Origin of the sequence: Campylobacter concisus, assembly GCF_902460705.1 — a bacterium.
Classification (GTDB): domain Bacteria; phylum Campylobacterota; class Campylobacteria; order Campylobacterales; family Campylobacteraceae; genus Campylobacter_A; species Campylobacter_A concisus_Z.
Genome location: NZ_CABPUP010000001.1, coordinates 336,129 through 348,534, shown reverse-complemented (window position 1 = coordinate 348,534; position 12,406 = coordinate 336,129). Strand labels below are relative to the sequence as shown.

Genomic DNA, 12,406 nt, shown 5'->3' with positions numbered 1-12,406 from the left:
TTTGAGAGGAATTTATTTTTTGCTTTTGGCAGTACTTATAGGGGCTGAGCTAACGCTTGGTATTTTGGTAGCGCCAGTCATATTTTTTCCGCAAAACATCATAGGAGATGGCGTACTTACGCATTTTATGAGCGGTCAAATGATGACAAAGATATTTTTGAAATTTAATTATATTTTGCTTTTTGTAAGCATAGTTGTAATGATTGGTGAACTATTTGATCTTAGAAAAAAGCTTATTTTTTCACTAAAATTTAGCATGTTAATGCTTGCCTTTTTAAATTTGGCTTTAGCTTTTAGCTTTGTATTTTTCTTTACGCCTTTTATAGTTTATGCTCAAAATTTGGGGGTCGATGCGACGCAGACGGCTGAATTTGCCAAAATGCATAGTGCGAGTGAATATGTGATGAAAATCATGCTTGTTTTGCAAATCATTTTATTTTTTGTGAAATTTAAGATTAGCCAAAATGAACGCAAAGCCTGATATTCAAGTCTTAACAAATTTTCTAGCCGAATACACGAGTGCGATGGTGAGCGCTGGCACCTACACAGCGCGCGTCGAAAAGTGCGTTGACCGCATAGCTAAACACTACGGCTACGATATTAGCGTGACGATTTTCGTGAAGTATTTTACGATTAGCGTCATGGATTCGGCCGACAACTCCCTGCGCCGAACCTACGTAAAAAAGATCCCGCTGGGACAGGTGAGCTTTAACCGTATTTCCGAGCTTTCGTCGCTTAGTTGGCGAATTTTGGATGAAAATTTAAGCTTAAACGAGGCCAAAGAGCAGTTTGAGGGCGTCATGCGAATAGGGGCGAATAAATTTACAAGCTCGCTTATTTTGATCAGCCTTGCAAATGCGGCGTTTTGCAGGCTTTTTGGCGGCGATGCTGGCTCGGTAGCTTGCGTATTTTTCGCGACGCTCGTGGGTTATAGCCTTAGATTTGCGCTTGCTAAAATGGGCGTAAATTTAAAAATTCAGTACGTTTTGGTATCGTTCGTCGTCTCTTTTATCGCCTATCTTGGCGTATTTTACGGCTTTACGCACACTAGCGACGTGGCGATCGGCTCGTCGATACTATTTTTGATGCCGGGCGTTTTTCTCATAAACTCGGTCTTTGATATCCTAAACGACAACACTCTCGTAGGCATCAGCAGGGCCGTGAGTACTGGCATCCTGATACTTTGCATCGCGGTGGGCGTCTATATCACGCTCTCGCTTAGCAATGCGGAGATTTTACATGTTTGAGCTTTTTACCGCGACGCTTATAGACGGCGCTTTTGCGGCGGTGGCGGGGCTTGGCTTTGCTTACGCTAGCTCGCCGCCTAAAAGGACTCTCGCATTTTGCGCGCTGCTTGCGGCATTTGCGCATGCTAGCCGCTTTTGGATCATGCAGATGGGATTTTTTAACATCAGCGTCGCCACTCTTGTCGTCTCATTTTTAAACGGGATTTTAGGTATGCTCTTTGCCAAACGGCTCAAAGTGCCCGCCGAGATCATCGCATTTCCGGCGCTTTTGCCGATGGTGCCTGGAGTTTACGCGTATAAGGGCATTTTGGCGCTGTTTTCGTTTCTAAACGAGCCTGATATCGCTAAGAAAAACGAATATCTAATCATATTTTTCGACAACGCCATCACGACCACTACTGTCTCGTTAGCGCTTGGCGTCGGGGTTTCGGTGGTGCTTATTTTATTTTACGATCAGTCCTTGATGATTACTCGCGGCGCTAAGTGCGATCTGGCGACGAGAAAAGCGAGAGAAAGGTAAAAAGTAGATGATGGATAACCAAGACTTTTTAAATACTCGCTAAGATACTTAGGTGTAATAAAAGAGGCCTTTTAAAAGAATAATTAAATAAAATGAAGCTAGAATTTGAAATAGAAAAATACCGGAAAAGGAATAAAATTAGGATGGGACATTTAATAACTATTAAAGAAAAGCAAGTTCCGACTAAGTTGGAAGAGCATCAAGTAATGATGACTTATGTTTTTGACAAATTAAATTTACCGCATAAAGATATATTTGTTTCAATAGATGAAAGGAAAGTTGTATTTGATAATATTGAAAAATTATTAAAGCCGATTAAAACCTCTGCTAGGAATGAGTCATATTATATTTCAAAATTTTTGGCAGCAATATCTTCTGGTTTATTTGATGCTGCCCTTAACTATATTTGGGATGAGGCAATCTCAAATTTAAGACAAAAAATTTTGAATTATGACTTGGATTATTTTTTTGATCAAATAACAACATCTATGGATAAAAAATCTAAATTTAAAGAAGATGATTTAGATGGGGTTTCAGATCAGGAATTAATCGAAGGCGCTAGGAAGATAGAACTAATTTCAGAAGTTGGATATAAGCAATTGGATTTAATTAGGTATATGAGAAATTTTGCAAGTGCAGCACATCCAAATCAAAATGGCTTGTCGGCCTATCAATTAATGGGATGGTTTAGTGTGATTATTAAAGAAGTAATTGCTATTAATGAACCTAGCACAGCAGTTAATATTAAACAATTACTAAGTAACATAAAGATTAATAAGGTTGACAACGAGCAAAAAGCTAAAGAAATGATAAGCTTTTTAAAAGGTGCACCTCAGATACAAATAAACAATCTATGTAGAGGGCTATTTGGTATTTATACAAGACAAGATGCAAATCAAATATCAATAGATAACATCAAGTTGCTGTTGCCAAAAATATGGTCTCTTGTGGGGGATGATACTAAGTTTGCAATCGGCATTAAGTATGGTAATTTTGTGGCAACTAATGATGTTAAAAGCGCAGACAAAGCAAAAGAATTTCTATCTATATGTCCAGATGGATTGCAATTCCTGCCAGAAGGAACAAGAATATTGGAAATTGAAGAGACGCTTGATGCATTAAGTAGAACACATAATGCAATGAATAATTTTTATAATGAAGTAATTTTTGCAAAAAAACTTTCAAATATAATAGGATCCACTAGTATTCCCAAGGGCATAGTTGAGAAATATGTATTAACCTTAGTAAATGTTGCTATATCAAATGGTTTTGGGGTTGCGCAAAGCGCTAACCCTATTTATTTTGATTTAATATCAAAATTTGATACAGAGCAGACATCAATTGCAATTTTGTCATTTCAAGATGAAAAAATTTCTTCAAAACTTGTTAGTAGGCTTTGTAGGCAAAAATTTCTAGAAATTATCGAGAAAATGAAAGAAAAAACAGTAAACTCATTGGAAAAAAATATAATTGATGCGATTATTAACTTTTCTGCGCCTTTTGACAAATTGAAAAATGATACAAAAATAAAATTACTTGTTAAGGCAATCGAGGATACAAAATAAAAACTGACGATTACGCTAATGTACAAAATTATACTAGTTGTAACTTTATAATATAGTATATAATGATTGAAATTGTTTTGTGCAAAAATGTTGATTGTCGAGATATAAATTTAGTATTTATGCCTATTCTTTGCGATTAATGTAGTATTTAATTGGGCTGAATATATAAATAATATCATGCAGTTTTTAATTTAGAGGAAAACATGAAAATACGAATCTACTACGAAGATACTGATGCTGGTGGCATAGTCTATCATACAAACTACATAAAATTTTGTGAGCGAGCTAGAAGCGAAGCATTTTTTCAAGCTGGGCTAAATTTCACAAAAGAGAGTGGATACTTTGTAGTTTCGTCGCTTGAGGCTAAATTTATAGCTTCTGCTGTGCTTGGCGATGAAGTATTTGTTAGAACCAAAATTTTAGAGCTTAAAAAAGCTAGTCTTGTTTTGGAGCAAGAAATTTATAAATTTGATGACAAAAATGCCGAAAAGCTACTTTTTAGAGCGACGATTACGTTAGCCTTTATGAAAGAAGAGAAGCTTGCTAAGATAAATGACGAGATAAAGAAATTTTTGGAGAATTCTAAATTTTAAATCGTGGCTAAGTTTAGAAATTTAGCTTTAGCCACTTTGTGCTTTTACATTGAGCTATTTTGATCGAGCAAAATTTCTTGATTTGCTTCGTCAAAGTGGTCGCCTTTTGCGTTATAAATTTTAACTCCATATAAGACTTGAGAGTTTTCAACTCTTTCGGCAAAAATTCTATCAGCGCTTTTATCTATAAAATTTGTGTATATATACTCGGCGCCAAAAGCACTTGAATAGCCGATTTGTGAATATCTAAAATCTACATCAAAAAGATCACCAAGTCCTAAAAACAAGTCGTTAACAGGACTTAGTGAGTTTGCGATGAAAAGATTTTGTCTATCTCTTTGCGCGATGGCATTAAAGATATTTGGTAAAAAATTTATCTGTGTGCTTAAAAGTGCGTATGACTTTATTTCAAAGCCTCTCATCTGCGTTGCTACAAGAGAAGCTTTGACGATCGGAATGTTTAAAAATATACTTGCATTATCAAACTTGGATTTTTTACTTAAAGTGTCGTTTAAATTTATATCTTTGCCTACGATAGAGGCTTCATGATAATCGCTACTTTGCATGCGGACATATTCATTTAGCTTTTGCCCTAATGAACTGCCATCATCAAATGCAACTATCTTTTCATTCGAGTAAGCTAGCAAAGCTAAAATTTGGTCTTTATAATTAATGCCACCAAAAATTAAATTTGGCTTTGGATTTATGATAAAAGAGCTATGAACGCTTGGAATGTAGATAAGCTCATTTGGTAGAACTAGCGAATTTATAATGTTTGCACCATTTGATGTAAGGGCTGCGATAAAATAATTAAAGCCTTGGGCTCTAGCCGCTTGCATAGCATTTGTAAGACTTTGTGGGCTTTCATCTTTGCTATTTATAAATTTGATCTCGATATCTGCGTCTTGCTTTAAGACATAGCTTAAGACCGCATTTGATACAACATTTGCATAAGATTTTATAATCTTTTGTGGGATGATTACAGCAATTTTGCCGTTTTTATTAACTTTTAAAATAGCTTCACCACCAAGAGAGATATAAAGCTCTAAAAGAGCGTTATCGTCTATTTTTGCTGGCTCAAATCTCGCCATAAAACTAGCTAGTAAATCGGCTTTTATAAGCTCATTTAAGCAGGCATTATCACAGAATTCTGGTTCTAAATTTATATAAGTAATCTTTGCTGGAGGTATGCTTGATAGACTTTGGTTTTTTGTAACATTACTCTCAAAATTTATCTCATCTTGCGATGCAAGAATAGTCGAAAAAATAGCTAGAAAAAGTAAAATTTTTCTCATATCACTCCTTTGATCTTTCTTAAATCATCTATAAAAATATTTTCAAAACTAGGATTTTTGCTGATCCACTCTGGCGAAAACGTTGGCAAAATAAGGCTATTTTCATTTTTTAAAATACTACCTCTTATGCTTGCAAATCCGCCTTTTAATAATAAATTTGGATATAAATGCATAAAAGCTTTCTCTCCTAAAGTCACGATTATCTTTGGCTTTATCAGCCTAATCTCTTCAAGCAAATAAGGACGACAAAGCTCGATAGAACGGCTTAAAATCGGACTTTTATCATCATTTTGCGAAATTTCACAACGAAGTAGAGAGCTTATATAAATTTCTTTTATATCTAAATTTAAACTATTTTTTATGGCATTTTCTAAAAATTTTTTACTGTTATTTTCATAAGAATCATTTTTTTTAGAAAATAATATAAACATGATTTTGCTATTTTCATTGCCGATACCAGCTGTTACGCCTTTTGAGCTATTTCGCAAAGAGCAAAGAGAACATTTTTTTACTTCGCGGTTTAGCTCATCAATATTGTTGTAATCATGATAATTACTTAGACTAAGAAAATTTTTATCAATAAACTTATAGCCAATTAGTTTTAAGAAAAATAATTTTTTTAAAAGCCTATTGTCTTTATTAAAATTCATTTTTGGATTATAACTTGATTTGCTTAAAGTTTGAGTTATGGCTTTTTAAGCTAAGTTATTCAAAGGAATTTAAGTATTGCTTTGATAAAATCCCACTTTTTATATTAACTTTAAGGATAGAAATGAAAAGGACTTATCAACCTCATAAAACCCCTAAAAAACGCACTCATGGCTTTCGCTTAAGAATGAAAACTAAAAATGGCCGAAAAGTAATAAACGCTAGACGTGCCAAAGGTAGAAAAAGATTGGCTGCTTAGCTGGTTTTGAGTCGTTAAGCGGCTCAAAAGAATTCTCTCAAGTTTATAAAGAGGCTAGCAAGTGGCATTGTGATGCTTGCATTGTTTTTTATAAACCAACAAATGAAAAAAAAATAGCAGTAGTTGCTAGTAAAAAAGTAGGAAAAGCGGTAGTTAGAAATAGAGCTAAAAGACTTTTGAGAGCCGCTTTTTTTAACATTTCTAGTGAATTAAAAGATGGCACATATATTATGATCGCAAAAAATGGAATTACAGAGATTCCATTTGAAAAAATTTGTAAAAATTTAAGTTGGTCTACAAAAAAAATGGGATGTTTAAAATGAAAAAAATTGCGATTAAAGCTATCGCTTTTTATCAAAAATATATTTCCATACTTCTACCAAAAAGCTGTCGCTATTACCCGACTTGTTCACAATACGCGATTTGGGAATTTCAAACAAATAGTTTTTTTTCTGCTTTTTTTGCAACATTTATGCGAATTTTAAGATGCAATCAACTTTTCAAAGGCGGTATCAATTACCCAATCATCTACAAAAAATTTAACTTATGTTTTATATCTCAAAAAAGTGATACCAAAAATATAAATTTTTGGTTTGTCCCTTGTCAGAATAGTAAATTTTATGTCGTAAAAGTATTAGATAAATTAAAGGAAAAAAATTAAAATGGAACAGATGTCTATGCAAAAAAGGTTGCTTCTTGCAGCACTTTTATCTATTGTTTTTTTTATAGTGTATGATTTTTTTATGCCAAAAAGAGTGATGCCTGAGCAAAACCAAACTACAATGTCTCAAACAATAGATCAAAATAAAGCTCCAAATATAAATCAAAATACACCAAAATCAAATGAAAATTTAGCTTCAAATGAGATAATCGCTACTATCAAAGGTCAAAGCTACGAAGCAAAAATAGATAAGCTAGGAAGAATTTCAAAATTCTATCTAACTGAAGAGAAATATAAAACAGAAGATGGCAACAAAATTGAGCTTGTCTCACAGAATCCATTGCCACTTGAGCTTAGATTTAATGATAGCACGCTAAACGCTGATGCTTTTAAGGTTGCATATAGCAGTGACGCTAGCGAGATAGATGCTAGCAGCGAGCCTAAAACTATAAAACTTACTCAAAGCTTAGATGGCGTTACGATTACAAAAAATATCAAATTTTACCCAAATGGCAGATATGAAGTTGAAGTAAATTTAAGTAAAAGTGTTAATTATTTCATCACTCCTGGCTTTAGACCAAATATTGCGATAGATAGTTATACAGTTCATGGTGTTATGCTTAGAAACACAGATGATAGCCTAAATATTATAGAAGATGGTGACGCCAAAGAGGTTAAAAACTATACAAATACCACAATAGCGGCCGCATCTGATAGATACTATACGACGCTATTTTACTCATTTGAAAAGCCATTTGAAGTAGCCGTAGATAAAGATTCTAACAATAATCCTATTCTTTTTGTAAAGGCAAATGATAATTTAAAATTAGGCGCATATATCGGACCAAAAGAGCATAAAATTTTAAGTTCGATGGATGAGAGGCTAAATGATGTTATTGAGTATGGTTGGTTTACATTCATAGCAAAACCGATGTTTGCATTTTTAAATTTCTTGCATAACTACATTGGCAACTGGGGCTGGGCTATAGTTGTGCTAACACTTGTTATAAGGATAGTTTTATTCCCGCTTACATACAAGGGTATGCTATCTATGAATAAGCTTAAAGAGCTTGCTCCAAAGGTAAAAGAGCTTCAGACAAAATATAAAGATGATAAGCAAAAAATGCAGGTTCATATGATGGAGCTTTATAAAAAGCATGGTGCAAATCCGATGGGTGGCTGCTTACCGATCTTGCTTCAGATTCCGGTATTTTTTGCAATCTACCGCGTCTTACTAAATGCGATCGAGCTAAAAGGTGCTCCTTGGATACTTTGGATACACGATCTTTCAGTAATGGATCCATATTTTGTATTGCCTATTTTGATGGGTCTAACGATGTTTTTACAGCAAAAGCTTACACCAACGACATTTACTGATCCTATGCAAGAAAAGGTGATGAAATTTTTACCTCTTATATTTACATTTTTCTTCGTGACATTCCCAGCTGGTCTTACACTTTACTGGTTTGTGAATAACGTTTGCTCGGTTGTTCAGCAAGTGTTTGTAAATAAACTTTTTGAAAAACATAAAAAAGCTACGGAGGTAAAGGCTTAATGAAAATAGAAGCAAATACCCTTCAAGAGGCATTTCAAAAGGCAGCTGAGCAGCTTAATTGCTCAGTAACTCAGCTTGATATAAAAGTTTTACAGCATCCAAGCAGTGGTTTTTTTGGATTTTTTAAAAGAAGTGCGATCATTGAAGCAAATTTAGAAAATCAGCCAAAACCACAACATAAACCAAAAAATGATAGAAATTTTACTAAAAAAAATGATGAGAGTGAGAGTGTAAAAGAAGAGAAAAAGCAGAGCAAAAAGCACGATCATAATGATAAAAAGCGAAATCCTAAAAAGCATAAAGATGAGAAAAATGAGGCTAAGTCTGAGCAAAAAGAGCATAAAAATGAAAAGTCAAATTTAAGTGAAAAAAATGAAGCTCTAGCTAAAGATGCATTTGCTCAAAAGAGTGAAGAAGAGGCTGAACCAGGATATGTGATAAAGAGGCTTGATGAGTCAAAAGAAATAAAGGAGCCACAAGCTGGTAAAAATACTCCTAAAAATATTTTAGATAATTCTATTATTGAAAATTTTAACCAAACTGATGAAGAGAGTGCAGCTCAAGCTTTGCAAAAAGAAAAAAAAGAAAAAGCAGCAATCGACTTTGATAAAATTTTACCTGAGATCAAAGATGGCATGAATCGTCTTTTTAAGGCAAGTTGTTTTGATATTAGCAAAATTGAAGTTAGAAAATTTGACGATGAAACGGTGCTTATAGAGCTTGATGGAGCTGATGCAGCACTACTCATAGGCAAAGAGGGCTATAGATATAAGGCGATATCTTACATGCTTTATAACTGGTTAAACTCAAAATACAACCTTGCTATCCGCCTTGAGATCGCACAATTTTTACAAAATCAAGAAGCGATGATGGATCAGTATCTAAATGGCGTGATCGAGCGTGTGCAAAATAGCGGTAGAGCCCAGACGAAGCCACTTGATGGGGTTTTGGTTAAGATCGCACTTGAAAAACTTCGCGAGAAATTTCCGGATAAATATGTCGGCATAAAAAGCGGCAATGACGGTAAATTTGTCGTTGTAAATGACTTTTTCAAAAAATGAGTGAGACCATTGCAGCCCTTGCCACAGCTTATGGCATCGGCTCAGTTTCTATCGTAAGGCTTAGCGGCAAGGACGCCCTGGCCACCTCTTTAAAACTTCTTAAACTTTCAAATTTAGAGCCAAGATACGCGAAACTAGCCAAAATTTACTCCCTTGATGATGAAATTTTAGACGAGGGCATCGTTATATATTTTAAGGCTCCTGCAAGCTTTACTGGCGAGGATATCGTCGAGTTTCAAACTCATGGTGGCGTTATGGTGAGTGAGAGAATTTTAAACGAGCTAATAAAAGCTGGTGCAAGGCTTGCTATGCCAGGCGAGTTTAGCAAGCGAGCATTTTTAAATGGCAAGATGGATCTAGCTAAGGCTGAGGCTATGCAAGGACTCATCACTTCAAAAAGCGAGATCGCAGCTAAAATTTTAACCCGCCAGATGCAGGGCGATCTTAGTAAATTTGTAGGCGAGATCAGAAGTGAAGTGGTCAAAACTCTTGCCTTTGTTGAGACGATGATTGACTATGCTGATGATGATTTGCCTGCAAATTTACTAGAGCAGACCAAGCAGATGCTTTTAAAAAATAGCGAGAAACTAGAGCGCATAGCCACTCTTAGCGAGCAAAGAAGGGGGCTAATAGATGGCTTTAAGATCGCTATCGTTGGCAAGCCAAATGTTGGCAAAAGCTCCATTTTAAACTCATTTTTGGCATACGAAAGAGCGATCGTTAGCGACGAAGCGGGCACGACTAGAGATAGGATAGAAGAAAATTTCAAGATCGGCTCGCATCTAGTTCGCATAATAGATACCGCTGGCATCAGAAAAGATGCTGGAAGGATCGAACAAATCGGCATAAACTACTCGATTTCTGCCATAAATGAAGCTGACATCATCCTAGCTGTCTTTGATGGCTCATCTGTAAGCGACGAGCAAGACAAAGAGATAATAAAGCTCGTTTCTAACTCAAATAAAAAAGCCTTTTTTATCCTAAACAAAAGCGATCTGGCATTTAAATTTGACATAGAGTTAGAGGGCGCTATCAAAATTTCAGCAAAAAACGATACGAGCGTAGTTTTAAAAGAGCTTGAAAGCTACCTCAAGACGCAAGACACCGACGAGATCATGCTAAGCTCAAACCGCCAAATTTTAAGCTGCAAAGAGGCGAGCGAGGCTTTAAAAAGGGCGTTTTTAAGACTAAGCGAAGAGGAGCTAGAAATTTTTGCTTATGAGCTAAATAGTGCGATAAAGGCGCTTGCAAGCATCACAAAGCCATTTGAGAGAAGTGAAATTTTAGACGAGATGTTTAGCAGCTTTTGTCTAGGCAAATGATCAAATTTACTCTCTAGAAAAGGAAAACAATGAAAAAAATCATATCTATAGCCGCTCTAGCTGCGTTGCTGGGCGGTTGCATGCCTTCACAGGATCATCTAACGGCTAACGTAGTATCGCCTGAACCGGACTGGATTAAATATCTAGAAAACGACGGCACCGTCGGCGATGTCGCATTTTTCTCAGAAAATTTGAGCGCAACTTATGCGCAAAAAAACGGCGATATCATCGGTATGGCGATCGTAAAAAGGGCTGATATGGCGCTGAAACTGGGCGATATGTATGCGCTAAACGGGATTTCGTTTACGGTACTTGAACTTGACGACAAGGAAAAATTCGGCTATCACTACGTAAATATGCGCGATAAAGCCGAGCATGAAGCCCTCAAAAAGGCAAAAACGGTCAAATTTTATCAGTTTGGTGGCGGCATATTAGAGAGCGTAGTTTTTAGCGCGGACTCGGGCGCCGTGTGCGAGAGTTTTGCGGCGGGCAAGACGTTAAAAGCTCATGCAGTCACTAATTATTACGATAAAGAAAGCGCCGACAATAGCGAATTTTTCGCGACTCTGATGGATATCGGAGTGAAAAAAGGCAAAAGCGCCGAGATCAAAAATCTAGACTTTAAATTTTTCGTTAGCGACGGCAAGCTTGCTAGTGCGCAAACGCGGGCTCGCTCGGCAGATTTTAGAAGCGAAGTCATAGAGGCCGACGCTAAAAAACAGGAGCAAATCCTATCAAACATCGTGTGCGCCGCGCCTAAAAACTGATCGCTTTTATCAAATTTAAACGCGAGCGCGAGATGAAAAAATTATTTCTAGCGGCTATTGCGGCATTGGCGTTTTGCGGTTGCGCGGCCATCACAGGCGAGATGGGCGGCGAGAGAGCGTGGCGTACGTATATGGAAAACGACGCTAGTATACAGCAGATCGGATTTATAACCGAGACTACGGTCTATGAGGCGAGCGGCGGCAAAAAAGAGGAAAAATTCGGCGACTATAAGGGTGGGGCCGAGGTGAAATCGCCTGGCGAGAGCGACTCGGCGAGCCAAAATCTAGGCTGGGTTTACTCAAGCGGCGACGGCGTAAAAACCCTGATAGTGATTGATCTAGATAGCGGTAGAAATGTAGATTTGAGCGATAAAGACGAGATAAAAAAGCTGTAAAACTCAAAGAAATTTAAGTTTTACGAATTTGGCGGTGGGATCCTTGAGAGCGTGATTTATAGTGCGCAAAAATCTCCCGTTTGTAAGACGTTTTTTAGCGGCGAACCTATAAGCGCCAGAAGCGTAACGAACTACTACGTGGGCGCGTCTGACGAGTTTTTCGCTACCGTGATCGACGCGAAGATAGTCGGCAATAAGGGCTTTGAGATAAAAAATTTGGATTTTAAATTTAACCTGCCAAGCGGCAAACTAGCCGAAGCTAAAGAGCAGGCGACCTCTGCGAAATTTAGAAAAGATGTCATCGAGCAAGACCTCAAAAAGCAAGGGCGTATCCTGCTAAACATACTTTGCTACTATAGCATGCCGAACAAGTAGGCGTTTGTGGCGGGTAATCACCCGCCGAATTTGATGCAGAATCGAATTTGCTTGCGTCAAATTTAGGCTACTAATATATTTAAATTTTAATTTCCACAGCTATTTCAAATTTGGCATTTGTCTAAAATTTGAGCCGCTCGCCG

15 protein-coding genes and 1 pseudogene are annotated in these 12,406 nt (G+C 36.6%); 14 read left to right on the top strand and 2 right to left on the bottom strand.

Features of this window, described 5'->3' with window-relative positions:
* The first annotated feature begins 1 nt into the window (after position 1).
* The 5 genes from F3G75_RS01760 (at position 2) to F3G75_RS01740 (ending at position 3,925) form a co-directional block, all read left to right on the top strand.
* On the top strand, positions 2–481 hold the full coding sequence (locus F3G75_RS01760) for a DUF4149 domain-containing protein (RefSeq protein WP_149716332.1): 480 nt from the start codon (positions 2–4) through the stop codon (positions 479–481).
* Complete coding sequence (locus F3G75_RS01755) at positions 465–1,247, top strand: threonine/serine exporter family protein (protein ID WP_149716331.1); 783 nt, start codon at positions 465–467, stop codon at positions 1,245–1,247. The genes F3G75_RS01760 and F3G75_RS01755 overlap by 17 nt, the downstream gene beginning before the upstream one ends.
* Complete coding sequence (locus tag F3G75_RS01750) at positions 1,240–1,767, top strand: threonine/serine exporter family protein (RefSeq protein WP_149716634.1); 528 nt, start codon at positions 1,240–1,242, stop codon at positions 1,765–1,767. The genes F3G75_RS01755 and F3G75_RS01750 overlap by 8 nt, the downstream gene beginning before the upstream one ends.
* Positions 1,768–1,910: 143 nt before the next feature.
* Positions 1,911–3,332, top strand: coding sequence for a hypothetical protein (locus tag F3G75_RS01745; protein WP_223154425.1), 1,422 nt, complete (start codon positions 1,911–1,913; stop codon positions 3,330–3,332).
* 203 nt (positions 3,333–3,535) lie between these two features.
* The gene (locus tag F3G75_RS01740; protein WP_107788330.1) at positions 3,536–3,925 is read left to right on the top strand and encodes a YbgC/FadM family acyl-CoA thioesterase; all 390 of its coding nucleotides are present in this window, start codon (positions 3,536–3,538) and stop codon (positions 3,923–3,925) included.
* Between the two features lie 44 nt (positions 3,926–3,969).
* On the opposite strand, the gene F3G75_RS01735 is transcribed toward F3G75_RS01740, so the two are convergent.
* Together F3G75_RS01735 and F3G75_RS01730 are read right to left on the bottom strand one after the other, a co-directional pair.
* Positions 3,970–5,220, bottom strand: a complete 1,251-nt coding sequence (locus tag F3G75_RS01735) for a hypothetical protein (protein ID WP_149716329.1) — start codon at positions 5,218–5,220, stop codon at positions 3,970–3,972.
* Complete coding sequence (locus F3G75_RS01730) at positions 5,217–5,870, bottom strand: uracil-DNA glycosylase (RefSeq protein WP_072594908.1); 654 nt, start codon at positions 5,868–5,870, stop codon at positions 5,217–5,219. The genes F3G75_RS01735 and F3G75_RS01730 overlap by 4 nt, the downstream gene beginning before the upstream one ends.
* Before the next feature lie 122 nt (positions 5,871–5,992).
* Between F3G75_RS01730 and rpmH the strand changes: the two genes are divergently transcribed.
* The 9 genes and pseudogenes from rpmH to F3G75_RS09255 form a co-directional block, all read left to right on the top strand.
* Positions 5,993–6,127, top strand: coding sequence for a 50S ribosomal protein L34 (gene rpmH / locus F3G75_RS01725; RefSeq protein WP_002940373.1), 135 nt, complete (start codon positions 5,993–5,995; stop codon positions 6,125–6,127).
* On the top strand, positions 6,115–6,450 hold the full coding sequence (gene rnpA / locus F3G75_RS01720; RefSeq protein WP_149716633.1) for a ribonuclease P protein component: 336 nt from the start codon (positions 6,115–6,117) through the stop codon (positions 6,448–6,450). Before rpmH ends, rnpA begins: the two co-directional genes overlap by 13 nt.
* The gene (yidD, locus tag F3G75_RS01715) at positions 6,447–6,788 is read left to right on the top strand and encodes a membrane protein insertion efficiency factor YidD (RefSeq protein WP_107686500.1); all 342 of its coding nucleotides are present in this window, start codon (positions 6,447–6,449) and stop codon (positions 6,786–6,788) included. The genes rnpA and yidD overlap by 4 nt, the downstream gene beginning before the upstream one ends.
* A gap of 1 nt (position 6,789) precedes the next feature.
* Complete coding sequence (yidC, locus tag F3G75_RS01710; protein WP_149716328.1) at positions 6,790–8,343, top strand: membrane protein insertase YidC; 1,554 nt, start codon at positions 6,790–6,792, stop codon at positions 8,341–8,343.
* Positions 8,343–9,404 carry a Jag N-terminal domain-containing protein gene (locus F3G75_RS01705; RefSeq protein WP_149716327.1) on the top strand — a complete coding sequence of 354 codons (1,062 nt, stop codon included), beginning with the start codon at positions 8,343–8,345 and terminating at the stop codon, positions 9,402–9,404. The genes yidC and F3G75_RS01705 overlap by 1 nt, the downstream gene beginning before the upstream one ends.
* The gene (gene mnmE / locus F3G75_RS01700) at positions 9,401–10,726 is read left to right on the top strand and encodes a tRNA uridine-5-carboxymethylaminomethyl(34) synthesis GTPase MnmE (protein ID WP_149716326.1); all 1,326 of its coding nucleotides are present in this window, start codon (positions 9,401–9,403) and stop codon (positions 10,724–10,726) included. The genes F3G75_RS01705 and mnmE overlap by 4 nt, the downstream gene beginning before the upstream one ends.
* Before the next feature lie 29 nt (positions 10,727–10,755).
* Positions 10,756–11,493, top strand: a complete 738-nt coding sequence (locus F3G75_RS01695; RefSeq protein WP_149716325.1) for a DUF8095 domain-containing protein — start codon at positions 10,756–10,758, stop codon at positions 11,491–11,493.
* A gap of 32 nt (positions 11,494–11,525) precedes the next feature.
* Positions 11,526–11,888 (top strand): hypothetical protein, encoded by a 363-nt coding sequence (locus tag F3G75_RS09260; protein ID WP_188115372.1) that lies wholly within the window; start codon positions 11,526–11,528, stop codon positions 11,886–11,888.
* Between the two features lie 12 nt (positions 11,889–11,900).
* Positions 11,901–12,263, top strand: a pseudogene (locus tag F3G75_RS09255) (DUF8095 domain-containing protein); the annotation flags it as partial.
* Between the last annotated feature and the right edge of the window lie 143 nt (positions 12,264–12,406).

Coding starts and splice junctions, on each gene's coding strand:
- F3G75_RS01755 (WP_149716331.1), top strand. CDS start 465: ATGAACGCAAAGCCTGATATTCAAGTCTTAACAAATTTTCTAGCCGAA.
- F3G75_RS01745 (WP_223154425.1), top strand. CDS start 1,911: ATGGGACATTTAATAACTATTAAAGAAAAGCAAGTTCCGACTAAGTTG.
- yidC (WP_149716328.1), top strand. CDS start 6,790: ATGGAACAGATGTCTATGCAAAAAAGGTTGCTTCTTGCAGCACTTTTA.
- rpmH (WP_002940373.1), top strand. CDS start 5,993: ATGAAAAGGACTTATCAACCTCATAAAACCCCTAAAAAACGCACTCAT.
- F3G75_RS01735 (WP_149716329.1), bottom strand. CDS start 5,220: ATGAGAAAAATTTTACTTTTTCTAGCTATTTTTTCGACTATTCTTGCA.
- mnmE (WP_149716326.1), top strand. CDS start 9,401: ATGAGTGAGACCATTGCAGCCCTTGCCACAGCTTATGGCATCGGCTCA.
- yidD (WP_107686500.1), top strand. CDS start 6,447: ATGAAAAAAATTGCGATTAAAGCTATCGCTTTTTATCAAAAATATATT.
- F3G75_RS09260 (WP_188115372.1), top strand. CDS start 11,526: ATGAAAAAATTATTTCTAGCGGCTATTGCGGCATTGGCGTTTTGCGGT.
- F3G75_RS01695 (WP_149716325.1), top strand. CDS start 10,756: ATGAAAAAAATCATATCTATAGCCGCTCTAGCTGCGTTGCTGGGCGGT.
- F3G75_RS01705 (WP_149716327.1), top strand. CDS start 8,343: ATGAAAATAGAAGCAAATACCCTTCAAGAGGCATTTCAAAAGGCAGCT.
- F3G75_RS01730 (WP_072594908.1), bottom strand. CDS start 5,870: ATGAATTTTAATAAAGACAATAGGCTTTTAAAAAAATTATTTTTCTTA.
- F3G75_RS01740 (WP_107788330.1), top strand. CDS start 3,536: ATGAAAATACGAATCTACTACGAAGATACTGATGCTGGTGGCATAGTC.
- F3G75_RS01750 (WP_149716634.1), top strand. CDS start 1,240: ATGTTTGAGCTTTTTACCGCGACGCTTATAGACGGCGCTTTTGCGGCG.